General features: G+C 60.3%; 23 protein-coding genes. 16 read left to right on the forward strand and 7 right to left on the reverse strand.

The features are described from left to right. The first annotated feature begins 19 nt into the window (after positions 1–19). The 3 genes from Q4481_RS01040 to Q4481_RS01050 all read left to right on the forward strand — a co-directional run bounded on the left by Q4481_RS01040 (position 20) and on the right by Q4481_RS01050 (position 3,311). Complete coding sequence (locus Q4481_RS01040; RefSeq protein ID WP_304374368.1) at positions 20–1,039, forward strand: Ldh family oxidoreductase; 1,020 nt, start codon at positions 20–22, stop codon at positions 1,037–1,039. 33 nt (positions 1,040–1,072) lie between these two features. Continuing rightward, the gene (locus tag Q4481_RS01045) at positions 1,073–2,359 is read left to right on the forward strand and encodes an NAD(P)/FAD-dependent oxidoreductase (RefSeq protein ID WP_304374370.1); all 1,287 of its coding nucleotides are present in this window, start codon (positions 1,073–1,075) and stop codon (positions 2,357–2,359) included. A gap of 73 nt (positions 2,360–2,432) precedes the next feature. Continuing rightward, complete coding sequence (locus tag Q4481_RS01050; RefSeq protein ID WP_304374371.1) at positions 2,433–3,311, forward strand: amidohydrolase family protein; 879 nt, start codon at positions 2,433–2,435, stop codon at positions 3,309–3,311. Between the two features lie 12 nt (positions 3,312–3,323). Here Q4481_RS01050 and Q4481_RS01055 read toward each other — a convergent pair whose 3' ends face one another. The 4 genes from Q4481_RS01055 to Q4481_RS01070 form a co-directional block, all read right to left on the reverse strand. Then, entirely contained in the window at positions 3,324–5,789 is a 2,466-nt protein-coding gene (locus Q4481_RS01055) for a sensor domain-containing protein (protein WP_304374373.1), read from the reverse strand. Between the two features lie 178 nt (positions 5,790–5,967). Beyond that, positions 5,968–6,600, reverse strand: coding sequence for an isochorismatase family protein (locus tag Q4481_RS01060; RefSeq protein WP_304374375.1), 633 nt, complete (start codon positions 6,598–6,600; stop codon positions 5,968–5,970). Positions 6,601–6,662: 62 nt separating this feature from the next. Then, complete coding sequence (locus Q4481_RS01065; protein ID WP_304374376.1) at positions 6,663–8,633, reverse strand: MacB family efflux pump subunit; 1,971 nt, start codon at positions 8,631–8,633, stop codon at positions 6,663–6,665. A gap of 2 nt (positions 8,634–8,635) precedes the next feature. After that, positions 8,636–9,850 (reverse strand): efflux RND transporter periplasmic adaptor subunit, encoded by a 1,215-nt coding sequence (locus tag Q4481_RS01070; protein ID WP_304374378.1) that lies wholly within the window; start codon positions 9,848–9,850, stop codon positions 8,636–8,638. A 329-nt stretch (positions 9,851–10,179) separates the two neighbouring features. Here Q4481_RS01070 and Q4481_RS01075 point away from each other — a divergent pair, with 329 nt between their 5' ends. After that, on the forward strand, positions 10,180–10,989 hold the full coding sequence (locus tag Q4481_RS01075; RefSeq protein WP_304374380.1) for a creatininase family protein: 810 nt from the start codon (positions 10,180–10,182) through the stop codon (positions 10,987–10,989). On the opposite strand, the gene Q4481_RS01080 is transcribed toward Q4481_RS01075, so the two are convergent. Beyond that, entirely contained in the window at positions 10,965–11,927 is a 963-nt protein-coding gene (locus Q4481_RS01080; RefSeq protein WP_304374381.1) for a LysR family transcriptional regulator, read from the reverse strand. The genes Q4481_RS01075 and Q4481_RS01080 overlap by 25 nt on opposite strands. 193 nt (positions 11,928–12,120) lie before the next feature. Here Q4481_RS01080 and Q4481_RS01085 point away from each other — a divergent pair, with 193 nt between their 5' ends. The 6 genes from Q4481_RS01085 to Q4481_RS01110 are packed head-to-tail and all read left to right on the forward strand — an operon-like array spanning position 12,121 to position 18,132. Next, positions 12,121–13,131, forward strand: a complete 1,011-nt coding sequence (locus Q4481_RS01085; RefSeq protein ID WP_304374383.1) for an ABC transporter substrate-binding protein — start codon at positions 12,121–12,123, stop codon at positions 13,129–13,131. 58 nt (positions 13,132–13,189) lie between these two features. Continuing rightward, a complete protein-coding gene (locus Q4481_RS01090; protein WP_304374385.1) occupies positions 13,190–14,005 on the forward strand; it encodes an ABC transporter ATP-binding protein in 816 nt (271 codons plus the stop codon). Then, positions 14,005–14,823, forward strand: a complete 819-nt coding sequence (locus Q4481_RS01095) for an ABC transporter permease (protein ID WP_304374386.1) — start codon at positions 14,005–14,007, stop codon at positions 14,821–14,823. Before Q4481_RS01090 ends, Q4481_RS01095 begins: the two co-directional genes overlap by 1 nt. Next, positions 14,823–16,142, forward strand: coding sequence for a cytosine deaminase (locus Q4481_RS01100; RefSeq protein WP_304374388.1), 1,320 nt, complete (start codon positions 14,823–14,825; stop codon positions 16,140–16,142). Before Q4481_RS01095 ends, Q4481_RS01100 begins: the two co-directional genes overlap by 1 nt. Before the next feature lie 2 nt (positions 16,143–16,144). After that, on the forward strand, positions 16,145–17,551 hold the full coding sequence (locus Q4481_RS01105; protein WP_304374389.1) for an FAD-binding oxidoreductase: 1,407 nt from the start codon (positions 16,145–16,147) through the stop codon (positions 17,549–17,551). Next, a complete protein-coding gene (locus tag Q4481_RS01110; protein ID WP_304374390.1) occupies positions 17,551–18,132 on the forward strand; it encodes an NAD(P)H-dependent oxidoreductase in 582 nt (193 codons plus the stop codon). Before Q4481_RS01105 ends, Q4481_RS01110 begins: the two co-directional genes overlap by 1 nt. 36 nt (positions 18,133–18,168) lie before the next feature. Here the strand turns inward: Q4481_RS01110 and Q4481_RS01115 are convergent, their stop codons facing one another. Then, positions 18,169–18,558 carry a RidA family protein gene (locus tag Q4481_RS01115; protein WP_304374392.1) on the reverse strand — a complete coding sequence of 130 codons (390 nt, stop codon included), beginning with the start codon at positions 18,556–18,558 and terminating at the stop codon, positions 18,169–18,171. 9 nt (positions 18,559–18,567) lie between these two features. Continuing rightward, complete coding sequence (locus Q4481_RS01120; RefSeq protein WP_304374393.1) at positions 18,568–19,026, reverse strand: YbaK/EbsC family protein; 459 nt, start codon at positions 19,024–19,026, stop codon at positions 18,568–18,570. Positions 19,027–19,124: 98 nt separating this feature from the next. On the opposite strand from Q4481_RS01120, the gene Q4481_RS01125 reads away from it, so the two are divergent. The 6 genes from Q4481_RS01125 to Q4481_RS01150 all read left to right on the forward strand — a co-directional run bounded on the left by Q4481_RS01125 (position 19,125) and on the right by Q4481_RS01150 (position 25,023). Next, on the forward strand, positions 19,125–19,463 hold the full coding sequence (locus tag Q4481_RS01125; RefSeq protein WP_304374395.1) for a hypothetical protein: 339 nt from the start codon (positions 19,125–19,127) through the stop codon (positions 19,461–19,463). Positions 19,464–19,737: 274 nt separating this feature from the next. Then, positions 19,738–21,387, forward strand: a complete 1,650-nt coding sequence (locus Q4481_RS01130; protein WP_304374396.1) for a globin-coupled sensor protein — start codon at positions 19,738–19,740, stop codon at positions 21,385–21,387. 145 nt (positions 21,388–21,532) lie between these two features. Then, the gene (locus tag Q4481_RS01135) at positions 21,533–21,832 is read left to right on the forward strand and encodes an STAS domain-containing protein (RefSeq protein ID WP_304374398.1); all 300 of its coding nucleotides are present in this window, start codon (positions 21,533–21,535) and stop codon (positions 21,830–21,832) included. Next, positions 21,829–22,194 (forward strand): chemotaxis response regulator CheY1, encoded by a 366-nt coding sequence (gene cheY1, locus Q4481_RS01140; protein ID WP_304374400.1) that lies wholly within the window; start codon positions 21,829–21,831, stop codon positions 22,192–22,194. The genes Q4481_RS01135 and cheY1 overlap by 4 nt, the downstream gene beginning before the upstream one ends. 16 nt (positions 22,195–22,210) lie before the next feature. After that, the gene (locus tag Q4481_RS01145; protein WP_304374401.1) at positions 22,211–24,526 is read left to right on the forward strand and encodes a chemotaxis protein CheA; all 2,316 of its coding nucleotides are present in this window, start codon (positions 22,211–22,213) and stop codon (positions 24,524–24,526) included. Between the two features lie 29 nt (positions 24,527–24,555). Continuing rightward, on the forward strand, positions 24,556–25,023 hold the full coding sequence (locus Q4481_RS01150; protein ID WP_304374402.1) for a chemotaxis protein CheW: 468 nt from the start codon (positions 24,556–24,558) through the stop codon (positions 25,021–25,023). Positions 25,024–25,025: the final 2 nt, after the last annotated feature.

Genomic DNA, 25,025 nt, shown 5'->3' on the forward strand with positions numbered 1-25,025 from the left:
CGCCAGAAGAGGAAATACCATGTCCAAACCCGTCAAGCTGACCGCCGATCAGGCGTCCGATCTGATTTTTGATGCTCTCGTGGGGGCCGGAACGGTGGCGCGCAATGCCCGCTACCTCGCCGATGCGGTGCTGGAGACGGAACTCGCGGGTCTCGACGGTCACGGTTTCCACTGGCTCAAGGTCTATTGCGAGCATGTGCAGGCAGGCAAGGTGGATGGCAAGGCAACGCCGGTGGTCAAGCGCATGACCAACGTGGCCTTCCGCGTCGATGCCAAGAACGGTTTTGCCCATCCGGCGATCGAGAAGGGCCTCGCCCATCTCATTCCCGCCGCCCAGGATCACGGTATTGCCGCGATGGCCGTTCACAATTCCTACAATGCCGGCACGCTCGGCTTTCATACGGCCCAGATTGCCGAACAGGGGCTGGTGGCGCTCGGTTTTGCCAATTCGGTGCCGGCCATGGCGCCGGTCGGCGGTCGCAACCCGGTCATCGGCACCAATCCGGTTTCCTTTGCCGTGCCCGGCCGCAAGGGGCGCGTGGCCTTCCTCATCGACCAGTCCTCCTCGACCGTTGCCTGGACGGCAGTGAAGCGGGCGGCCGAGGAAAACCGCGTCATTCCGGAAGGCTGGGCGCTTGACCGCGAGGGCAAGCCGACCACCGATCCGCAGAAGGCGCTCGAAGGCTCGATGGCGCCGGCTGGCGGCTACAAGGGTTTCGGCTGGGGCCTGATCGTCGAAGCGCTCTGCGCAGCGGTCGCGGGTGCCAATCGTGGCGTCGAAATGGGCTCGATGACGGAGAATGACGGACTTCCCGTCGGTGCCGGCCAATTCTTCATCGCGCTTGAGCCGAAGGTATTCTCCGGCGGCCTGTTCGAAAAACAGATCGAGCGTCTGATCGCATCGATCACGGCCCAGTCCGGCGCCCGGCTGCCGAATGCACGCAGGGTGGAAAGCCGTAACAAAATGCTCAAATCCGGCTTGACGATCGACCGGGAACTCCATGACGTATTGAAAGCCTACGCCACACGTTCGATCTGAGTTTTCTGCCGGATCGCTGCCACGGAGTTTGACGTGAACGATCCCGCCTTTCGCACCCCGATCTGGACCGAAGGTCTGACGCGCCGTTTTGTACCGCAGCCGGTCAAGATCCCGGCGTCGGTCGATCTTGCCATCGTCGGCGGCGGTTTTCTCGGGCTCTCGGCGGCACTATCTGCGGCGCGTCGCGGTCTGTCGGTCGCGCTCTTCGAAGCCGGCCGCATCGGAGAGGGCGCTTCCGGACTCAATGGCGGCCAGGTCATTCCCGGCATCAAGCAGGATCCGGAATGGATCCTCGCCAATCTGGGCGAGAATGCGGGCGGACGCCTGCTGTCCTTTGCCGCCAGCACCGCCGATCGGGTGTTCGATCTGATCGGCGCGGAAGGCATGGCGGTGCCCCATCGCCGCAACGGCTGGATCCAGGCCTGCCATACGGAAAAGGCGCTGGCCATGGCCACCGAGCGTCACCGCCAATGGGCCAATGCCGGCGCCGATGTCGCCATGCTCGGAGAGGCAGCGATTTCCCGCAAGATCGGCACGGACAATTATCTCGGCGGCTTCTGGGATCGTCGCGCCGGAGTGATCAATCCGCTCGCCTTCCAGCATGGACTGGCGATTGCCGCCGCAAACGCTGGCGCCATCCTCTGCGAGCGAACCCGTTGCATGGGCTTGCGCCGGCGTGACGGCCGCTGGCACCTTTCGCTCGATCAGGATCGCACGGTTTCGGCAGCCAAGGTCATCGTCGCCGCCAATGCCTATAGTGATGGCCTCATTCCCGGCCTGAAGCAGAGCCTCGTGGCGCTGCATTCGTTTCAGATTGCCACCGCACCGCTTCCCGAAACCCTTGAGCGCGCTATCCTGCCCGAAGAGCAGGCCGTGTCCGATTCCCGCCGCATCCTCGTCTACTACCGCAAGACCGCCGACAACCGGCTCGTTCTCGGCGGTCGCGGACGCATGAGCCTGCCGCGCTCACCGTCCGACTGGGCTCATCTTGAACGCGCCCTGCGGCGTCTGTTTCCGGCGACGCAAGGCCTTCCGATCGAACGGCGCTGGTTCGGTCGCGTCGCCATGACACCCGATCATCTGCCGCATATCCATGAACCGGAACCGGGGCTGATCACCCTGGTCGGATGCCAGGGCAGGGGCGTGGCGCTGATGACGGCCGCCGCCCCGCATCTCGTCGATTATCTTCAAGGTGGCGGGCCGGACATGCTTCCGTTTCCGGTCACGCCGATCGCGCCCATCGCCTTTCACCGGTTCCGCCGCATCGGCGTCACGGCCCTCGTCACCTGGTATCGCGCGCTCGACGCGCTGGAACGGTGAGCGGCCGCCATTTCCGGTTGACGTCTGTCATGAGCTGAAATAATTATATCCCATAACATTTCGGGAGGATGTCATGATCGATCTCGCCAAGGTCCGCGCCATCGATATTCACACGCATGCTGAAGAGCCCTGCGGCTGCCATGCCGATGATGGTTACGATGATCTGCAGGCGTCGATGGCGCTCTATTTCGGCGCGCCCTGGCGGCATCCGCCCACCATCCCGGAAACGGCGGCGCATTATCGGGCCCAGAATATCGCGGCCGTGATCTTCCCGGTCGATTCCGAACGCGAGACCGGATACCGCCGCTACAAGAACGAGGAAGTGGCGGAACTGGCGGCGGAGAATTCCGACGTGCTCATTCCCTTCGCTTCGATCGACCCCGCCAAGGGCAAGATGGGCGCCCGCGAAGCGCGCCGGCTGGTCGAGGAGTTCGGCGTCAAGGGTTTCAAGTTCCACCCGACGCTGCAGGGTTTCTACCCGAATGATCGCTCGGCCTATGTGCTCTATGAGGCGATTGCCGAAAGCGGCGCCATTGCGCTTTTCCATACCGGCCAGACCGGTGTGGGTGCCGGCATGCGCGGCGGCAACGGCATGCGGCTCAAATATTCCAACCCGATGTATATCGACGATGTCGCGGTGGATTTCCCGGACATGCCGATTATCCTCGCCCATCCGTCCTTCCCCTGGCAGGAAGAGGCGCTGGCGATCGCGACCCACAAGCCGAATGTCTATATCGACATGTCCGGCTGGTCTCCGAAATATTTCCCGCCGATCCTCGTGCGCTATGCCAACACGATCCTGAAAAAGAAGATGCTGTTCGGCTCCGACTGGCCGATGATCACGCCGGAACGCTGGCTGTCGGATTTCGAAAAGATCGACATTCGTGATGAGGTGCGTCCGCTGATCCTCAAGGACAATGCGGCCCGCCTGCTTGGCTTCATGCAGGATTGATCCGCTTAGACCTCAACGCCACCCGTTCTTTGCGATGTAGCTCTTGATGTCCTCGAAAGGCATCGGCCGGGCAAGCGCATAGCCCTGAAGCAAATCGCATCCGAGATCGCGCAGGATGCGAACGTGATCCTGCGTCTCGACCCCTTCGGCAAGCACGCGAATGTTGAGCGAGCGTCCGATATCGATGATCGAGCCGACGAGTTTGCGCTGCTTGTCGGACTCGCCGATGCTGCGAACCAGTTCGCGGTCGATCTTCAGCGTCTGTGGGTTCACGGTCAGAAGACTGACGATCGAAGCATGCCCGGTGCCGAAATCGTCGATTTCGATATCGATCCCGGCGGCGCGGAGCATTTCGAGATTGCGGATGGCGACAGGGTCGCAATCATCGAGAAAGATGGTCTCGAGCAGCTCGAAGGAAAATGTGCCCGGCTCGATCGCGAACCGTTCGAGTTCCTGGGCGAGATTGGGGTCGCTCAGCCGCTTGGCGGAAACATTCACCGAAAGCCTCGGCACAGGCACGCCGTCGAGGCGCCAGCGCTGGAAATCCGAAAGCGCTTGTTCCATCAGGGAACTGTCGATTGCGGCAACTGCTTCGAGATCCTCGGCGATACTCAGGAAAGAGGCGGGTGCCAGAAGGCCCCGTACCGGATGGCGCCAGCGCGCCAAGGTCTCCACGCCGGCAACGTTCAGTGATCGGGCGCAGAACTGCAATTGGTAGAAGGGGATGAACTCGCGTTTTTCCAGCCCTTCGAGAACCTCGTCCGACATTTTCTTGGTGTTGATGACTTCCGCCTGGATGTCGGACGTGAAGAAATCAAACCGGTTACGACCCAACCGCTTGGCCCGGTAGAGCGCGATGTCTGCATTGAGCAGCATCTGCCGCGGATCGGCTGCCGGGTCCTCGTCCTGGCAGATGCCGATCGAAGCGCCGATGCGGCAGATATGTCCCTCGAAATTGACCGGTTCGCGGATCTTCTGGATGATCGTGTCCGACAGGCGCGACAGTTTGAACGAGGAACCCGTAAAGGGGGTAACGACGACGAATTCGTCACCGCCAATGCGGGCCACAACATCTTGCGGGCCGGTGCAGTCGCGCAGAACGCGTGCCGCATGTTGCAGCATCGCATCGCCTGCCCGATGGCCGAGCGTATCATTGATCTGCTTGAAGCGATCGAGATCAACATGCAGGATCGCCAGCCCCTCGCGGGCGACATTCATGATCGTGCGCTTGCTGATCACTTCGTCGAGATAGCGGCGGTTGGGCAATCCGGTCAGGAAGTCGTGCAGCGCATCATGCTCGATGCGGGCCTTGGCGGCTTCCAGTTCACGATTGCGCGCTTCGGCCAGCCGGTTCGCCTTCTCCAGTTCCTGGCGGATCATCTGGTCTTCGGTCACATCCCAATTGGCACCGATGCTCTTGCGGCGTCCGAATCCATCGATGAAGGGGCGCACGCGGGCCCGGATGAAACGGATCGAACCGTCCGGCATCACGATCCGGTATTCATGCGAAAAGATCGGATTGCTCGGATCGCGTTCGGCGATCGCCTCATTGACCTTCGGAAGATCATCAGGGTGGATCTGTTCAAACCAGGTTGCGATCGGCTGCAGGTTCGGCTGACCGGTCTTGCCATAGATCTCCAGCAGGCGATCATCCCAGAAGGTCGATCCGCTTTCGATGTCGGTTTCGAAAACGCCGATATTGGAAACGTCGATCGCAAGTTCGAGCCGGCGCGATGTCTGTGAGAGCCGGTCCTCGGTTTCCTTATAGGCTGTCACATCGGCATCGGTGCCGACGATACGGGTTGGCCTACCGTTTTCGTCCCATTCGATTGCAGCGCCGCGGCATTCGATCCAGATATAGTGGCCAGCCCGGTGGCGTTCGCGATACTGGAAGATCGATACGCGATCTTCGCCGGAATTCTGGCGTTCCACCTGCTCCATCACAAAGTCGCGGTCGCCGGGATGGACGGTCTCGAGCCATTTCGAAAAGGAGGCGTCAATCACTTCTTCGACGTGATATCCACGCATCGTTTTCCAGGTGTCGGAATAGTAGAAGACGCCCGTCTTGAAATCATGGTCCCAGACACCGAGCTGCGAACTGACAAGGGCGCTGTTCCAGCGTTCCTCCCAACTTTTACGCTCTTCCTCTGCCCGTTTCCGACTGTCGATATCGTTTAACTGGAGAAGGATGGATTCGGCACCCTTCTCGGCGCGAATGGAAAGGTTCGCCGCCATCCAGACCCAGCTTCCCGTTTCATTCGGCAAACGGATTTCGGCGACCTGCGGTTTCCGGGACAGTCGCAACTGCGTCATGGCAAGCGAGAAAGCTGTCTGGTCCTCGATATGCAGGAGCGCAAAGATGCCGGTCGGGTTGGCGCGTCCAATCGACAGCGCGCGCGCTGCGAGGTGCCTGTTGCAATAGCTGAAGCTGCCATCCGGCTGCAGGATCGCAACGTCAAACGGGGCATCGTCAATCATTCCGCCCGGAAACTCCGACTGGATGGAAGATTGGCGCTGTCTACCCTGCGATTTCAAATTGGCACACCTGGACGTTTCTTGCCGCACGATGCCCGATCGGGCTTAACGACCGCTTAACCGCGATTGGCGCGAAAGCACCCTTGAAAAAGAAGGTTACTTTTGTGTGCAGGCGCGATGGTCAGGCGGTCGGTTCTGCCGCGAGACTGGCAATCACCGCATCCGTGTCGAGAACCCGGCCAAAGACTTTTCCGATGATGGAAAGGGTCGCCATCTGGCTGGCCTCATCGAGCCCGCCATTGGCATCACTGACGAAGACGACCTTGAAATCGCGCATGAATGCGCTGCGAGCGGTGGATTCGCAGCAGATGTTGGTGACTGTCCCGATGATGATGACGGTATCGACAATCCCCGGACCGCGAATAGTGCGCAGGACGGTTTCAAGCCGGGTGTTGTAGAATGCATCATAGCGATGCTTGTCGATGATGATGTCGCCGGGTTGCGGCTTCAGTTCATCGACGATCTCGATGCCCCGGCTTCCTTCCCGCATGCCGGACGATTTGAGATGTGGCTGATAGGCCACTTCCAGCGGCGAAATGTCGAAATCATCGCTGAGGATATGACGCGTATAGAGGACGGGCACGGATGCAGCACGACAGGCGGTGATCAGCCGCGCCATGGTGGGCACCATCGCACGCGCCATCGGCACTTCCATGATCGCCCCCGCATCGACGAAATCGCGTTGCATGTCGACCACGATAAGCGCCGCCCGCTCGGGTCTGAATTCCCAGGGTAAAGCCCGATCGTCAACCATCCTGTCCTCCCAAGAAGGACAGACTGCGCCGAACCGATCTTTTCGGCAACTGTTTGCCACGCTTATCCACGGGTCAGCGCCACGACCGGATCCAGCATCGAGGCACTGCGGGCCGGAAGGAAGCCGAAAATGATGCCGATCATGGTCGAGATGACGAAGGCCCAGACGATCGAGGGTATCGAATAGATGAAGCTGACCGACGAGGTGAAGAAGGAGAAGGCAGCGCCGATGCTCAAGGCTGTCGCGACCCCCAGAATGCCTCCGACGATGCAGACGAGCACGGCTTCCGTGAGGAACTGTTGCAGGATGTCGGAGCGCCGCGCGCCGACGGCCATCCGGACCCCGATTTCCTGTACCCGCTCGGAAACCGAGACGAGCATGATGTTCATGACGCCGATCCCGCCCACCACCAGCGATATGACGGCGATGGCGGCGACCAAGAGCGTCATGGTTTCGGTCGTTGCGGTGATCGTCTTGCGGATATCGTCGGTATTGAAGGTGAAGAAGTCCTTGGTGCCGTGGCGTTCGAGCAGGAAATTGGTTGCTGCTTCCTCGGCAAGTTTGGTGTCGGTATTGTCATTGACGCGCAGCAGGATGGACCTCAGCGTCTGGTCGCCGGTAAAGCGTGTCTGCACGGTCGTATAGGGCAGATAGACATTGAGGTTGCCGCTGCCGCCGAAACCCGATGTCTGCGGCTTGGAGACGCCGACGATGATGCTCGGAACCTTGCCGATCAGAATGATCTGTCCAAGCGGGTCGTCTTCCGCATTGGGAAACAGCGTCTTGCGGGTCGTATCATCGATCACGACCTCCTGCGCCATGTTGCTGACACTGTCGGCGTCAAAGAAGCGCCCGCGATCCAGCACAACATTGCGCACGGCGAAGAAATCGACCCCGACGCCATTGACGAGAGCCGTGGCTTCGATGGAACCGATCCTGAGCGTGCGCGAGGTGGAAACCGTTGGCGTTACGCCGGCGGAAAAGGGCTGGCGCGCCAGCGCTTCCGCATCGGAAAGCACCAGTGTCTGCACCTTGCCGGAGCGGACATCGCCGAAATCCTTGCCGGGAAAGATTTCCAGCGTGTTGGTGCCGAGCTGGGAAATGTTGGCGAGGATCATCTGTTGCGAGCCGGCGCCGAGCGCCACCACCGCCACCACCGAGGCAATGCCGATGATGATGCCAAGCATCGTCAGAAAGGTACGCAGGCGGTGCGCATTCATCGACAGCAGCGCCATCTTGAACGCTTCGCCGAACCGGTCGAAGGCAATGCGGAACATGTTGCCCTTGCGACCGGCAAGCGGCTCGTCCTGGGCGGAGGTCTGCGGCGGCGCGCTGGAAACGGTGGGGATATTGGGCCGGTCGGCAACGATCTTGCCATCGGAAATCTCGATGATCCGCCGGGCGCGTTTGGCAATCGACAGATCATGCGTGACGATGATGACGGTATGCCCTTCCGCATTCAGTTCTTCGAGGATCTTGAGCATTTCCTCGCCGGTTTTCTGATCGAGCGCTCCGGTCGGCTCGTCGGCGAGAATGATCTCGGCCCCGTTCATCAACGCACGGGCAATCGAGACGCGCTGCTGCTGGCCGCCCGAAAGCTGGCCCGGCCTGTGCTGCAACCTTTCGCCCATGCCCAGACGAACCAGCATGTCGGTGGCGCGCTTGCGCCGTGTGGCAGACGACAGGCCCGAATAGATCGCCGGAATTTCGGTATTGCCGAGTGCCGACAGTTCGCTCAGCAGGTGATAGCGCTGGAAAATGAAGCCGAAATGCTCGCGGCGCAGTTCCGCCAGTTCGTCAGGATCGAGCGTCGAGGTCAGGCGATCGCTGACCCGATATTCGCCGGAACTCGGACGGTCGAGGCACCCGAGGATGTTCATGAGTGTCGATTTGCCGGAACCGGAAGGGCCGATGATCGCCACCATTTCGCCGGCAGCAATATCGAGATCGACATTCTGAAGCACCGCAATCGTGCCTTCGCCGGCGGGAAACTCCCGCCCCACCCCGCGCAGGGAAATCAAGGGTTGGGTCATGGTCACATTCCCATCGGGCCGCGCGGCCGTTCGCTCTCGAAAGTGCCGGATGCCCGGCTGGAGACGACGAGTTCACCTTCCTTCAGGCCAGACCGGATCTCGACCTTTGTCTTGTCGTTGAGGCCGATTTCGACATCGCGTGTGGTGATCGTTTTGTCCGCCGCGATCACCTCCACCTTGGCATGGCCTTCGGCATCGAGCGCGCGCAGCGCAGACGCCGGAACCGTCACTACATTCTTTGCCGATCCGAGCACGATATGAACCTGTGCGGTCATGTAGGTCTTCAGCAGGCCGTCAGGGTTCGGCACATCGAAACGGCCATAATAGTAGATTGCGTTCGAGGTCGAACTGGACGAACTGCTGGATGAACTCGTGCTCGTCGATGTCGTGATTTCCGAATCCGATCGCAGCGAATCCGGCGCCGGGTCGATCGAGGCCAGTTTCGCATCCCAGCGTTTGGTCAGGTCGCCCAGAATGGTGAAATAGACATCCTGGCCCGGCTTGACCCGTGTCGCATCTGCTTCCGAGATTTCGGCCCGCACCGTCATCCGGTCGATCTGTCCGAGCACGACGATCGTCGGGGCCGATTGGCTCGCATTGACGGTCTGGCCCTCCTGGGTGACCACCAAAAGCACCGTTCCGTCGATGGGAGCGGTGACGCGCGTGTAGCCCAGATCGACCTTGGCGGAATCGACGGCGACGCGCGCTTCGACGATCTGGGCGTCGATGGCCGCAATCTGTGCCTTGGTGCTCTTCACGGTCGCTTCGGCCGACTCATAGGCGTCACGCGAGGTGGCATTGCGGGCGAGCGTGAAGCCTGCGCGCTGCAAGGCTGCCTCGGCATAGACGAGCGAGGCTTGCTTCTCATCCAGTTGCGCTTCGCTGGCAGCAAGCGAGGCTTCGGCGGTCTTCAGCGCGTTGGTCTGGGTAAGGTTGTCGATTTCCGCGATGAGATCGCCGGATTTGACTGTCTGGCCCACCTTGACCTTGAGCGAGGTGACGCGCCCGGAAACCTGCGCGCCAACCGCTACCAGCTTGACGGGCCTCAGCGAACCGCTGGCAAGGACAGCCACTTCGATATCGCTCTTGGTCGCTGTGGCCGAAATGATCCCGGCAAGCGGATCGGTTTCGGCATTCAGCCTGTACCACCAAAAGCCGCCGCCGGCGAAAGCCGCCAGAATGACCAGCAACAGGATGAAACGAAAAGGCTTTTTCATCAAAGGATCCTCGCGACAGTCTGGTCCGGTCTCGCAAGTGTCGCGTCTTGAAAAACCGTTTGAGCAATCGTCATCTTTGGCGGCCGTTCTGCAGATTGGCGCCATCAAGTCTCAGGAATGTCTTCGATCACGACTGCCGCTACCTTGATGTGTATCAAAAGCTTGTTTCGAGGATTTTGCGCGATTGTAAAGTTCTGTAGCACCCGCGACGCGTCATGCCTTGGCGAGCTGATCGAAAAAAGGCATCGGTGCGGGCGGAAATTGATGCTTTTCCGGTACGCTTTTCTTGCCCTATCACAAGCCTGTCATCAATTGCAGAGGGATCGGGCATGGGCAAGCCATTCTATTGGAACGAACTGACGAGCCCGGATTTCGCCAATCTCGATCCAGACCGGACGATCGCGATCCTGCCGATTGCCTCGACCGAGCAGCACGGTCCGCATCTGCCGATTTCCACCGATGTGACGATCGCTAACGGCATGATCGCGGAGGTGCGGAAAATTCTGCCCGAGCATCTGGATGTACTGGTGCTGCCGACGCAGGAAATCGGCAAGGCCAACGAACATATCCATGGTCCCGGTACGCTTTCCTTTGGCGCCGAACTGCTGATCCCGATGTGGACGGCCATTGGCCAGAAGGTTTCGGAAGCGGGCGTCCGCAAGATGGTCATCGTCAACTCTCATGGCGGCAATCTCGACATCATGTCGATCGTATCGCGCGAATGCCGCGTTCGCTTCCAGATGGCGGTGGTTGCCACCCAATGGGGCCGTTTCGGTTCGCCCGAGGGGCTGATCAGCGCACACGAACATTCGTTCGGCATTCATGGCGGCGAGGTGGAAACCTCGATCATGCTCTATTTCCGTCCGGATCTCGTGAAGATGGACAAGGCTGAAAACTTCGTCTCGAAAGCGGAGTGGATGAAGGCCAACACTCGTTACCTGCAGCCGCTGCCGCCGCACTCGCTGGCCTGGATCGCCCATGATCTCAACCCGCACGGCGTTGTCGGCGATGCCTCAAAGGCAACGGTCGAGAAGGGGCGCCTGATTGCAGAACATACGGCGCGCGGTTTCGTCCAGCTGCTGGAAGACATCACGAACTATCCGCTCGCCAATCTCTATTCGCCTCCCGCTGTGTCCTGATCGGTAATTGTTGCCGACGGGGTTCGCCCCTGAACTTCCCGCACCATCTCGGCGAGTTCTGACAGCAGGAATTCGACGAACAGGCTGGTTGCGGCATCGAGCGGCGCCCGTGCGCGGGTGAAGAGCTTCATCGGCTGGTGCCGGACGTAAGGGTCGGAAAGCGGTCGGTAGATGAGGGCCCCGCGCCGGCATTCCGGCAGCACATCGAGCGGGTTGAGAAGCGTGAGCGCCGTTCCATGCATGACGAGATGCTTGAGCATTTCGGTCGAGTTGGTTTCGAGCAGCGGTTCGACCGGGATCGGCAAAGGCGCGAGCGTGAGGTTGATCGCCTCGCGCAGACTGGTGCCGGGTTGCGCGAGCACCAGCGGCTCCTGCACCACATCGGCGAGGTTGATCCGCTCCTCCTCGGCCAGCCTGTGGCCCGGGGGCAGAACGACGCCGATCGGAATGTCGAAATTGGCGAGCGTGCGGATGCCGGGTGTTGCCGGAATGTTGAAGCCGAGGCCGATATCGACTTCGCCCGAAATCACCGGCGTGACGGTCGTCGATCCGCCATCGTTGCGGATCCGGATGCGGACGCGCGGATTGGCCTCGATGAAGCGCGCCATGATCTCGGGCAGCGGGCCGGCGGCCAGGCCAACGGTTGCCACCATCGAAACCTTGCCGGCCTGCGGCATTTTCAGGCCGCGAATGCGCGCTTCCAGCCGCTCGTAGTTTTTCAGAACCTCGCGAATATGTTCGATGCAGAGTTCGCCCGCCGCCGTCAGGCGCAGGCCGCGCGGCAAGCGTTCGAAGATCGGCGCGCCGATCTCTTCTTCCAGTGCCAGAATCTGGCGGTTGACCGCCGAAGAGGCGACATTCAGTCGTGCGGCCGCTTTGCGGATCGAGCCGCTGCGGGCGATTTCGTTGATGTAAAGAAGCTTTCGTGAGTGCAGCATGGCGTGTTCGAGCCTAAAAAATGTGCGTGATGCATAAATATGCTGCCTTTCTTTTGTGCGAACGCATCGCGGTGCAAAAAAGGCAGCGTTGCGCACGAAATTTGATGCTTTTCAAAGCGCATTTCAAGCGCTCAATTGGCCTGAGTGGGCGTCAATGCCGGCGCGCCATAAAGATCAAGGGGAACGACGCAAGATGCGCAATCTGTTGAAATCGACAGCGATGATGGCCGCACTCGGCCTTGGAATTGCCTTCGCTCAGGCTGCACGCGCCGAAGACAAGGTCACCTACGGCACGAACTGGCTCGCCCAGGCCGAACATGGCGGCTTCTACCAGGCCGTGGCCGATGGCACCTACAAGAAGTATGGTCTCGATGTCACGATCGTCCAGGGTGGGCCGAATGCCGCCAACAGCGCTCTGCTGATCGCCGGCAAGATCGATTTCTACATGGGTGGCGGCATGGGTGAACTCTCGGCCGTCGAGCAGGGCATCCCGATCATGGATGTTGCCGCGATCTTCCAGAAGGATCCGCAGATCCTGATGGCGCATCCGGATCAGGGCATCGAAAAGTTCGAGGATCTCGCCAAGCTCGACACGATCCTCATGGGCAAGGACGGATACCTCACCTATTTCGAATGGATGAAGGCGAGCTTCCCCGGCTTCAAGGACGAGCAGTACAAGCCCTACAATTTCAACCCGGCGCCGTTCATTGCCGACGTCAAGTCCGCCCAGCAGGGTTACCTGACCTCCGAGCCCTATGAAGTGGAAAAGCAAGCCGGCTGGAAGCCGAAGGTGTTCCTGCTCGCCGATGCCGGCTTCTCGCCCTATTCGACGACCATTGCGGCCCGCACCGAACTGGTCGAAACCAAGCCGGAACTGGTGCAGCGCTTCGTCGATGCCACCATCGAAGGCTGGTACAACTATCTCTACGGCGACAACAAGGCTGCCAACGATCTGATCAAGAAGGACAATCCGGAAATGACGGATGGTCAGATCGCCTATTCCATCGAAAAGATGAAGGAATATGGCATCCTGGAATCGGGCGAGGCGCTCGACAAGGGCATCGGCTGCATGACCGATGCGAAGTACAAGGCCTTCTTCGATACGCTGGTCAAGATCAAGGTCATGAAGGCCGAGACCGACTACAAGAAGGCCTTCACCACCCAGTTCGTCTGCAAGGGCGTCGGCCTCAATCTCAAGAAGTAACCTGCCTTCGTGCCTCGCCAACCGGCGGGGCACTTCTCCATTTTCAGGTAGCCATTTCATGAGCGTATCGGAACAGTCCGCACCGGCCACAGCGCGCAAGCGGCCGCTCGTCACGATGAAGAATGTGACGAAGACCTTCTCCAGCGGCACGGTTGCCCTGACCGGAATGAACCTCTCGGTCGAACCCGGCGAGTTCGTAAGCCTGCTTGGACCCTCCGGTTGCGGCAAGTCGACGGCATTGCGGATCATCGCCGGTCTTGGCGGCGTCACATCGGGCGAAATCGACTGGCCATCCTCCAAGATCAATTCCAGGGGCCTGCCGGAGGGCGATATTTCCTTCGTCTTCCAGGAGCCGACGCTCATGCCCTGGCAGACCGTTTTCGGCAATGTCTATCTGCCGCTGCGCCTCAGGGGCGTGCCGGAAAAGGCCGCCGCGCCGCAGATCCGCGAGGCGCTTGCCACCGTCGGTCTTGCCGATTTCGAGAAGGCCTATCCGCGCGAACTGTCCGGCGGCATGAAGATGCGCGTTTCCATTGCGCGTGCGCTCGTCACCAAGCCGAAGCTCCTGTTGATGGACGAGCCCTTCGCCGCGCTCGACGAGATTACCCGCCAGAAACTGAACGACGACGTTCTGGCGCTCTGGAAAGAACGAGGCATCGCGGTCATCTTCGTCACCCATTCCGTGTTCGAAAGTGCCTATCTCTCAAGCCGCATCGTGGTGATGAAGGCGCGGCCGGGGCGGGTCCATGCCGATTTTCCCCTGCATACAGAGATTGCCCGGACGGCAGAATATCGCACGTCGGAGGATTATCGGCAGGCCTGCGAGATCGTTTCCCGGTCGCTGCACGAAGCCATGGACGGGGAGGAACATTGATGAGTGGTCAGCCAAACCAATCCGCCATAGTCTCGCGGGATCTCGTGCTGCGCATCCTGGTGCCGCTTTGCGTGCTCGCGATCATCATCTGTATCTGGGCGCTCTATGTCTGGGCCGCCAATACGCCCACCTACATTCTCCCAAGCCCTTCGGCCGTTGCGGTGGCACTGGTCAAGGATTGGGGAACCCTGTTTCCCGCCCTGCTGGTGACGGCGAGGATCACGCTCATCGCACTCTTCCTGGCGCTTCTCGGCGGTGTGGGGTTTGCCATCTTTCTGGTGCAGTCGCGCTGGACGGAGATTGCCTTTTATCCGTTCCTCGTCGTCCTGCAGGTCACTCCGGTTGTCGCGATCGCACCGCTGATCCTCATCTATGCGCCGACGACGCAGGTGGCTCTCCTGATCTGCGCCTTTCTCGTCGCCTTCTTCCCGATCCTGTCCAACATGGTGCAGGGCCTGAAGAGCGTCGACCACAATCTGCTCAATCTCTTTGAACTCTATGGCGCCACGCCACTGCAGACGCTCTGGTATCTCAAGATCCCGGCAGCGCAGCCCTATTTCATGACGGGCCTCAGGATCGGTGGCGGTCTTGCCCTGATTGCCGCCGTTGTTGCCGAATTTGCCGCCGGTTCGGCAGGCGCCGGTTCGGGTCTCGCCTTCCGGCTGCTCGAGGCGCAGTTCCGCCTCAACATTCCACGCCTGTTTGCCGCGCTCATCATGCTGTCGGCGCTCGGCGTCATCATCTTCGCTGTCACCTCGTACCTGTCCTGGCTGGTCCTGCACCGCTGGCACGAGAGCAGCGTGAAAAGGGAAAACTGATGCTGCCTTCCTTCATGACGCCGCCCGCATCGACCAGCTACAAGCTGGCAAATGCCACCGTCCCCGTAACCCTGGCGCCCGAGCTCGCTTCCCTTCCAACGAAGGAAGGACTGGTCGCTTGCGATATTCTGGTCCGCGACGGACAGATCGCAGAACTCCTGCCGGCCGGCTCGACCGTGGACCCGGACCTTCCGGTGACGGATCTCCGACAGGGCATGGTCTGGCCCTGCTTCGCCGATATGCATACCCATCTCGACAAGGGCCATATCTGGGATCGCAAGCCCAACCCCGACGGGACCTTCATGGGCGCGCTCGATGCGGTGATGGCGGATCGGATGGCGAACTGGTCAGCCGCGGACGTCGCCGCCCGCATGGGCTTTTCGATCACCACCGCCTATAACCATGGCACGCGCCTCATCCGCACCCATCTCGATTCGATCGCCCCGCAACACCGGATCTCCTTCGAGGTCTTTTCGGCGCTCCGCGAGGAATGGAAGGGCCGCGTCGATCTGCAGGCGGTGGCGCTCTTCCCGCTCGACATGATGGTGGATCAGGCCTTCTATGCCGACCTCGTTTCGACCGTGAAAACCCATGGCGGTCTGCTGGGCGGCGTCACCCGCATGGGACCGGATCTCGAAGCTCAGCTCGAACAACTGTTCCGGACGGCTGCGGATGAAGGACTCGATATCGACCTGCATGTCGATGAAACCGATGACAAGGAAGTCCTTACCCTGAAGGCGATTGCCGAAGCCAAGCTACGGCTGGGCTTTGAGGGCGCCGTGACCGTCGGTCACTGCTGCTCGCTTGCGCGTCAGGATGAGGATGTCGCCAAGGCGACCATCGATGTGGTGGCGCGCGCCGGCCTCTCGGTCGTCTCGCTGCCGATGTGCAACATGTATCTGCAGGATCGTTATGCGGGGCGCACGCCGCGCTGGCGTGGCGTGACCCTGTTCAAGGAACTGACGGCCGCCGGTGTCGCCACAGCCGTTTCCTCCGACAATACCCGCGATCCCTTCTATGCCTACGGCGATCTCGATCCGGTCGAGGTGTTCCGCGAGGCTGTTCGCATCCTGCATCTCGACCATCCGCTCGATGAGGCGGCTCGCGTGATCACCAAATCCCCGGCTGCGATCCTCGGGCGCCCGGATGTCGGCATGATTGCGACCGGCCAGCCCGCCGATCTCGTGCTCTTCAGCGCTCGCCGCTGGAGCGAATTTCTATCCCGTCCGCAAATGGACCGCATCGTCCTGCGTTCAGGCGCCGCCCTCGAGCGCCAACTGCCGGACTATCGTGAACTCGATACAATCATTGGAGCATGACCATGGCCGATTATGAGGCGATCAAGAAGGAACTTGAAGGCATTGCCATCGAAGACAATCCGGCTCTGGTGAAGCAGAAGAGCCGCGATTTCTATTGGTATTCGCCGATCCTCAAGGGTGAACTCGAGAATGTGACCGGCGATCTCATCGTCTCGCCGACCAGCGAGGAAGAGGTCATCCGCACCCTCAAGGTGGCCTTCAGCCATGGCGTGCCCGTTACCGCCCGCGGCACCGGCACCGGCAATTACGGCCAGGCTATGCCGCTCTCCGGCGGTATCGTCCTGTCGTTGGCCGGCATGAACAAGGTCAAGGAAATCCATCCCGGTCGGGTGATCACCGAACCGGGCGTCATCTGCTCCGACCTCGACAAGCAGACGCGCGCCCATTCCGGCCAGGAACTGCGCTTCCATCCTTCGACCAACCAGACCGCCACGATCGGCGGCTTCGTTGCCGGGGGGTCGGGTGGCGTCGGTTCCATCCACTGGGGCGGTCTGCGCGATCTCGGCAACATCATCCGCCTCAGGGTCGTGACGATGGAAGCCGAGCCCCGCGTGCTGGAACTCACCGGCCGCGATCTTCAGAAGGTCAGCCATGCCTATGGCACCAACGGCATCATCACCGAAGTCGAGATGCCGCTCGCCCCGGCTTATGACTGGGTGGATGTGCTGGTCGGTCATGACGATTTCATGGATTCGGTCCGGTTTGCCGATGCGCTTGCGCATGAGAACGGCATCCTCATCAAGGAACTCGCTCCGATCTCGGCACCGGTGCCGCATCTCTACTTCACCCGCCACAAGCCCTGGATCCGCGAGGGCCAGTCGGTCACCGTCGTGGTTGTCGCACCCTTTGCCATGGATGCCTTCGAAGCTTTCTGCCGCACCGCCAAGGCCGAGATCGTCTTCCGCTCCGACAAGGTCGAGAGCATGAAGGGTATTCCCCATGCTTACGAACTGGCCTGGAACCATACGACCCTGCGTGCGCTCAAGGTCGATCCGAACTTCACCTATCTGCAGGTCCAGTATGCCAGCCCGAACCATGTCGAGAAGGTCGGCAAGATGGTCGAAATGTTCGGCGACGAAGTGCTGGGTCACCTCGAATTCATCCGCTTCAACGGAGAAATCCAGTGCGCAGGCCTGCCGCTTGTGCGTTTCACCACCAAGGAGCGGCTGGAAGAGATTATGCGGCTGCATGAAGAGAACGGTTGCCCGATCTTCAATCCGCACCGTTACACGCTCGAAGAAGGCGGCATGAAGCAGACCGACCAGGTGCAACTGGCCTTCAAGAAGGAAACCGATCCGATGGGCCTGCTCAATCCCGGCAAGATGATCGCCTGGGAAAACCCGGATTTCGATTTCAAGTCGGGCCAGAACTATCTGTTCCCGGGTCTCGAAGCGCTGGGAGTGGCCTGATGCGCGTTCTGGTTCTGCATTCCCATCCGGTGGAATCGAGTTTCGGTGCCGCTCTGCACAAGCAGACGATCGAAGCGCTCAAGACCGCCGGCCATGAAGTCGACGATTGCAACCTCTATGCGGAGGGTTTCGATCCGGTCATGTCGCGTCATGACAGGCTCGTCTATCACGACTATCCGGAAAACACGAAGCTGATCGGTTCCTATTGCGATCGCCTGAAGGCGGCCGAAGGCCTGGTCATCGTCACGCCGGTGTGGAACTTCGGTTGGCCCGCCATGCTCAAGGGCTATTTCGACCGGGTCTGGGTTCCCGGTATTTCGTTCGAGCTCGTCAATGGCAAGGTGCAGTCGAAACTTCGCCATATCCGCAAGCTGGGCGCGGTCCTCACCTATGGCGCCACACCGTTCCGGGCCTGGGTGGCAGGCAATCCGCCGAAAAAGATCGTCAAGCGTGTTCTACGCGCCCAGATCAATCCGATATCGCCGGTCACCTTCCTCGCCCATTACGACATGAACAACTGCACGCCGGAAACGCGCGCGGCCTTCCTTGCGAAGGTCAAATCGAGCATGGAACGGTTCTGAAAAGGCTTGAGGGAGGCGCGCATCAAGCCGCGCCTTTCAATCCACTTTGGCGGCGGTGACTTCGACTTCGACCAGAAATTCCGGACGCGTGAAGCCCGAGACGATGATCAGCGTCGAAACCGGCAGTGGCGAGTTTGTATAACGATCACGCACCGCCATGTAGATCGGGAAATCTTCCCGCTTCGTCACGAAGGCCGAAATCCGGATCACATCTTCGAATCCCATCCCCGCCTCAGTGAGGATGGCCTTGATCGCTTCGAAACAGAGCACGGCCTGGGATTCGACATCCTCCGGGATCGTGTCGTCCGTCCGGATGCCAAGCTGGCCGGAGGTGACGAGAAGCCGCGCACCGGCTGGAACGGCTAGGCCGTGATTATACTGGCCGAACGGCTTGCGGACAGATGAAGGGTTGATTTCGGTTTTCATCGCCAACTCCTATTCGCAGACATCGAGCCATTCGGCGTTGGTCAAGGCAGCCATACGATCCGGTGCGATGCGGACGGCGGCATGGATGGCGCCGGCGGCAGGAACGACCTCGTCATAGGCACGCAGCGACAGATCGCAGAAGACCCGCAATGGTCTGGCAAGTCCGAACGGGCAGACACCGCCGACCGGATGGCCGGTCTCAGCCTCGACCTCGTCGAGCGGCAGCATTCGGGGCTTGGTTGAAAAGATCGCCTTGAATTTCTTGTTGTCGAGCCGTGCCCTCCCTCCGGCGACGATAAGCACGGTTTCATTCCCAATGCGGATTGCGAGCGTCTTGGCGATCTGTCCCGGTTCGACACCATGGCCGGCGGCCGCCATGTCCACGGTTGCGGTACTGACATCGAGTTCTATGACGGAAATATCGGGTGCATTCTGGGCGAAAAAGGCCCGGACGGACTGTAAAGACATGAGGTTCGACTGACTTCGAAGGGGCGTGAAAGGGATTGAATGCATGAATGGGCCGGCCAGCAGCCGACCCAAGTCACTTGAATGGACGATTCCGGTCGATGCTGTCCAGTGCCGAAGTCAAGGGCAGCGTTTATCCGGCATCGCCAGATGCCACGCGCCTCTTGCCTTTCCCGCAAGCCGGCAGTCGGCCTGGTTTACATCAGAACACTGCGCTCGGCGCCGATTTCCGTCCGAAATCAATGCTCACGAGTAGTGAAACAGCGGTCAGTGTTACTGATGCGATCAGCATTGCGCTCATTCCAAGAACAATCATTGCTCTCACCCCGATTGACAACATCGTCATCTCTGCCCGTCAAATGTCGCATGACAGTCTTGTGTCTGGCTTGCGCGAGCCGGCATTTTCAACTTTTTGGCGACGACCGGTCCAATCTGTGTAAGCCCGTTTATTTTTTGAAAACCGCGTGTTTCTACCGAACGTTAACCTTCGAGCAAGGAATTAACCATAAGAATTTAGGTCACGTCGAAATGGGGTTTTCCGTGAATCCATAGGCATGAAGCCGCTTCGCCGTACCGGTCAAAGTCCGGATTTCTTCATGCAGCAGGTGGCTTGGGACGGCCTTGCGAAAGCAGAATGAACCGTTCCGGACCGGGGATTATCAGGGGACATGTCAGTCCGTCGACTGGCGTCTTGCGTTTGGACGGGGACCGCAATTGGTTGAGGCGAACACATCGGCAGAAAGAGAAAGGCGAGAGGGCGGTAGCCTCTCCGGTCGCCTTCGCTTTGCCGGTCTGGACCAGGCTTCGACGGATCTTGTGAGAGCCAGTCGCAACCAGCTTCTTCCCCATATCAAACTCGCCCTCAGAGACCTTTTTCATCGTCTTCAGACCTATCCAGAGGCGTCGCGCAACTTTGTCAGCGAAGCCCAGATCGAGCGTCTGCACGATCTCCAGCAATCGCACTGGGATGTGTTGACGGATGCGCGTTTCGACACGCTCTATGCAGAGCGCGTCAAGGTCCTGTCCGATAGCGAAAGCCGCATCGGGCTCGATCCGCGCTGGCACATCGCCGGACACGCCGTCGTTCTCGAACAGATCATCGCCGGCATCATCGAGGATCATTGGCCGAAGGGCTGGTTCCGTTCGGGCGGCAAGGGTGCCGCCAAGGCGGTCGAGCTTGCCCGTTCCGTGGTGCGTGCGGTGATGGTGGATCTCGAGATCGCCGTCTCGCTCCGTTTCAACGAAAGCCGGCTCGCCCATCAGCAGACGCTGGTCGAGACACGCGATGCCTTGCGGGACGAGGCGCGCGCGGTACTGAGCCAGGCCGTCGGACATCTCAGCCAGAAAGATTTCACCGGTTCGCAGCCGATCGAGGCGCCGGAAGCCTATGCCGATCTCGTCGAGAGCCTGAATGAAGCGCTCTCCGAAATCCGGCTGTCGCTGGCCGATGCCAGGACGGGAAGCGAAGCCGCGGCAACGACAACGAGCCGCATTGCGCTTGGCGCCGCCTCTCTGGCGGACCGGTCGCGCCTGGGCGCACGTGCCGTCTCGCAGGCTGCGTCCGAACTGTCCGATTTTGCCGATCATGTCCGCGAGACAGCCGGCCGCGCCTCGGCCGTAGCCGCCGATACTCGCAGGGCCCGTCAGGCTGCCGAAGCATCCGGCCAGGTCGCCAGCGAAGCCATCAGCGCGATGTCGGGTATCGAACAGTCGGCCGAGAAGATCGGCCAGATCATCGGGACCATCGACGAGATTGCCTTCCAGACCAACCTCTTGGCACTCAATGCCGGTATCGAGGCCGCACGCGCTGGCGATGCGGGCAAGGGGTTTGCGGTCGTCGCCCAGGAAGTTCGCGCACTGGCTCAGAGATCGGCGGAAGCCGCACGCGAGATCAAGGGCCTCGTCAGCGAGACGAAGGTTCAGGTTGAGGCCGGTGTGGATACCGTCGGTCGGACCCAGAATGCGATCGGCGACATCGTCGCCCAGGTCAGTGCCATCAATGATGCGGTCATCGGGCTCACCGACAAGACAAGCGAAGCCGCAGAAGGTGTGGCCGAGCTTTCGCGCCGTACTGCGACCGCTGCGATCGATCTCGACGCCTCAAGCCAGTTGGCAGGCAATGCCAAGGCGGATGCCGACGATCTCGCCACCGTCATCCTCGAACTTGGCGACAAGATCCGCTCGTTCCGGATCGAGCGCCCGGTTGAAGCACCACGGTCGCGGGTGCAAGTCATCCCGCAGGCAGTGCGGGCGATGGCACCGGCGAGCGAACAGGCCCACAGCGCGCGTGCGGTTGAAAACCGTGACAATCGCCTGATCGGTTCAGATCCCTTCCAGCACAATGAGGGGAGGGCGTTCGGATGAAGTCGATGAAACACGAGGATGCCTGGAACGACAGCCGTTTCCGCCGCTGGCAGGGAATGACCGAATGCTGCTTCCAGGAAACGCTTTCGGGAACCAGAACCAGACCTCAAGCCAGATCCGTTCCGGCAAACAAAGGATTGAATTCATGAGCGCAAAGACAGGTGCAGCCAAGAAACTGAGCCTTGAAAAGGTGCTGGATCTCAATGAGGCCACTGCACTGCAAACCAAGTTGATGGCTCTCAAAGGCAGCGATGTCACGATCGATGCCTCGGCGGTCGAGCGTGTCGGCGCACTCTGCGTGCAGGTGCTGATGTCTGCGGCAAAGACTTGGGAAGAAGAAAAGAAAAACTTCACAATCGAGAATGTTTCCGACGCCATGAGCAAGACGATGCAGCTCATCGGCGTCAACTACGATCATCTGCTGGCAAAGGAGAGCAGGAAATGAAGAAAAAGGTACTTACGGTAGATGACTCCCGTACGATCCGGAACATGCTTCTCGTCACCCTCAACAATGCGGGTTTCGAGACCATTCAGGCCGAAGACGGGATCGAAGGCCTCGAAGTTCTGGAAGAATGCAATCCGGACGTCATCGTAACCGACATCAACATGCCGCGTCTTGATGGCTTCGGCTTCATTGAAGGCGTTCGCCGCAACGACAAGTACCGGGCGATCCCGATCCTCGTCCTGACGACGGAAAGCGATGCCGAAAAGAAGAACCGTGCTCGCCAGGCTGGCGCGACCGGCTGGATCGTCAAGCCATTCGATCCGACAAAGCTCATTGATGCGATCGAGCGTGTAACCGCCTGAACCGGGAACTATTCCTATGGATATGAACGAAATCAAAGAGATCTTTTTCCAGGAATGCGAAGAGCAGCTCGCTGAACTGGAATCCGGTCTCCTCAAGATGAATGATGGGGAAACGGACTCTGAAACGGTCAACGCCGTGTTCCGTGCCGTTCACTCTATCAAGGGGGGCGCCGGGGCCTTCGGCCTCGATGACCTCGTCGCATTCGCACATGTGTTCGAGACCACTCTGGATTGCGTTCGTTCCAACAAGCTGGATCCTGGCCCAGACGTCATGAAGGTCATGCTCAAGTCGGCGGACGTGCTCGCCGACCTGACCGTTGCCGCACGCGAAGGCGGTTCGGTCGATCCGAGCCGCACCGTCGGTCTGGTCAAGGACCTCGAGGCGCTGGCGAACGGAGAGCCCGTCTCGTCGGGCGGTCATCCGGTTCCCGAGGCTCCCAAGGCTGCCAAGCCAGCAGCAGCCAAGGCGCCCGAACCGGTGGTCGAAAAGGCGGCTCCGGCCCCGACCGATGACAGCGGGTTCCAGCCGATCCCGTTCTCCTTCGATGATTTCGGCGATGCCGAAGAGGAGAAGGTGCTTCCGACCTACGAAGTCATTTTCAAGCCGAGATCGGATCTTTATTCCAAGGGCAATGATGCGGCGCTGCTGCTACGCGACCTTCATCGCCTTGGTGACATGAGCATCCATTGCGACATGTCGAGCCTGCCGACGCTCGATCAGCTGGATCCGGAAGCTGCTTACTTCCATTGGAAGGTCTGGATCAAGACCGACAAGGGCGAGGAAGGGATCCGTCAGGTTTTCGAATTCGCCGAATGGGATTGCGAGCTTGATGTTCGGGCGCTGAACGAAGGCGAAGCCGAAGAAACCGCCGCTGCGGGCGAAGAACTGCCAATGCAGCCGGTTCCCTTCGATCTCAGCATGCTGGACGAAGAGCCGGTCATGTCGATGGAATCGGATGACGACCATTCCGGCGACCACGGCCTCGAACAGGCCGCACAGGCTGCTCAGGAAGCCGCCGCCACTGCTAGCTCTGTCGTCAGCCAGGCTTCGAGCTCGGCGCGCGCTCCGGTCGAGAAGAAGGAAGCTCCGGCTGCCGCCGCCAAGACCGATGCCTCGGCCGGTGCAACACCGACCATCCGCGTCGACCTCGATCGCGTCGATCGCCTGATCAACCTGGTGGGCGAGCTTGTCATCAACCAGGCCATGCTGGCCCAGAGCGTGATCGAGAACGACAATTCCGGCACCCAAGGCATCAATATGGGTCTCGAGGAGCTGCAACAGCTCACCCGCGAGATCCAGGATTCGGTGATGGCCATCCGCGCTCAGCCGGTCAAGCCGGTGTTCCAGCGCATGTCGCGTATCGTTCGCGAAGTCGCCGACATGGTGGGCAAGTCTGTCCGACTGATCACCGAAGGCGAAAACACCGAAGTCGACAAGACGGTCATCGACAAGCTCGCCGAGCCGCTGACGCACATGATCCGCAACTCGGTCGACCACGGCATTGAATCGCCGGAAAAGCGTGCCGCTGTCGGCAAGCCGGCGGATGGTACCGTTCGACTGACCGCGAAACATCGTTCCGGCCGTATCGTCATCGAACTCTCGGACGACGGTGCCGGTATCAACCGCGAAAAGGTCAAGCAGAAGGCGATCGACAACGATCTCATCCCGGCCGATGCCAATCTGTCGGATGAAGAAATCGACAACCTGATCTTCATGCCGGGCTTCTCTACGGCCGACAAGATCACTGACGTATCCGGACGCGGCGTCGGCATGGACGTCGTCAAGCGCTCGATCCAGGCACTCGGCGGTCGTATCTCGATCCATTCGCGCCCGGGTCACGGCTCGACCTTCACCATGAGCTTGCCGCTGACGCTCGCCGTCCTCGATGGCATGGTGGTGACGGTTGCAAACCAGACGCTCGTGGTTCCGCTCACGGCCATCGTCGAAACGCTGCAGCCGGAAGCCTCCTCGATCCACTCCTTCGGCGCGTCGCAGAAGCTGATTGCCATCCGCAATTCATTCTGCCCGCTCGTCGATGTCGGTCGCATCCTCAACTTCCGCGGCCAGCCGGCCAACCCGGTCGACGGTGTTGCCCTGCTCGTGGAATCGGAAGGTGGCGGCCAGCGCGCGCTTATGGTCGATGCGATCCAGGGCCAGCGCCAGGTCGTCATCAAGAGCCTTGAAGCGAACTACACCCACGTTCCGGGCATCGCTGCGGCAACCATCCTCGGCGATGGCCGCGTGGCGCTGATCCTCGATGTCGATGCCGTGGTTGCCGCCTCGCGCGGTCAATCGCTGAAGATGGACAATGCGTTGGCCGCTACAGGCTGACAGATAGGTGAGAAGCAGGAAGAACACTCATGACGTACACTGCAAAAGCCATATCGCAAGGGGGACGCGAACTGATCGCGTTCCGCATCGGCGATCAGGAATTTACCGTGAACATTATGGCTGTCCGTGAAATCCGCGGCTGGACGCCTGCGACGCCAATGCCGCACACGCCCGCCTACATGATGGGCGTGATAAACCTCCGCGGCGCTGTGCTTCCGATCATCGATCTTTCCGCTCGGCTCGGCATGAAACCGGCCCAGCCGACGGCGCGCCACGTCATCATCGTCGCGCAGGTGCATGACAAGATTGTCGGTCTGCTGGTTGATGCAGTTTCCGATATATTGACGATTACCGACGATAACATTCAGCCGACGCCCGAAGTGGCGTCGGATCTCGAGCGCTCTTTTGCCCGTGGCATCATTGCAATCGAGAACCGCATGATCTGCCTGGTCGAACTGGAAGCCATCTTCCCCGATATTGAAAGCGAAGCCGCGTGAAC

It is taken from the genome of Fluviirhizobium alvei (genome assembly GCF_030551875.1).
GTDB classification, from domain to species: domain Bacteria; phylum Pseudomonadota; class Alphaproteobacteria; order Rhizobiales; family Rhizobiaceae; genus Rhizobium_E; species Rhizobium_E alvei.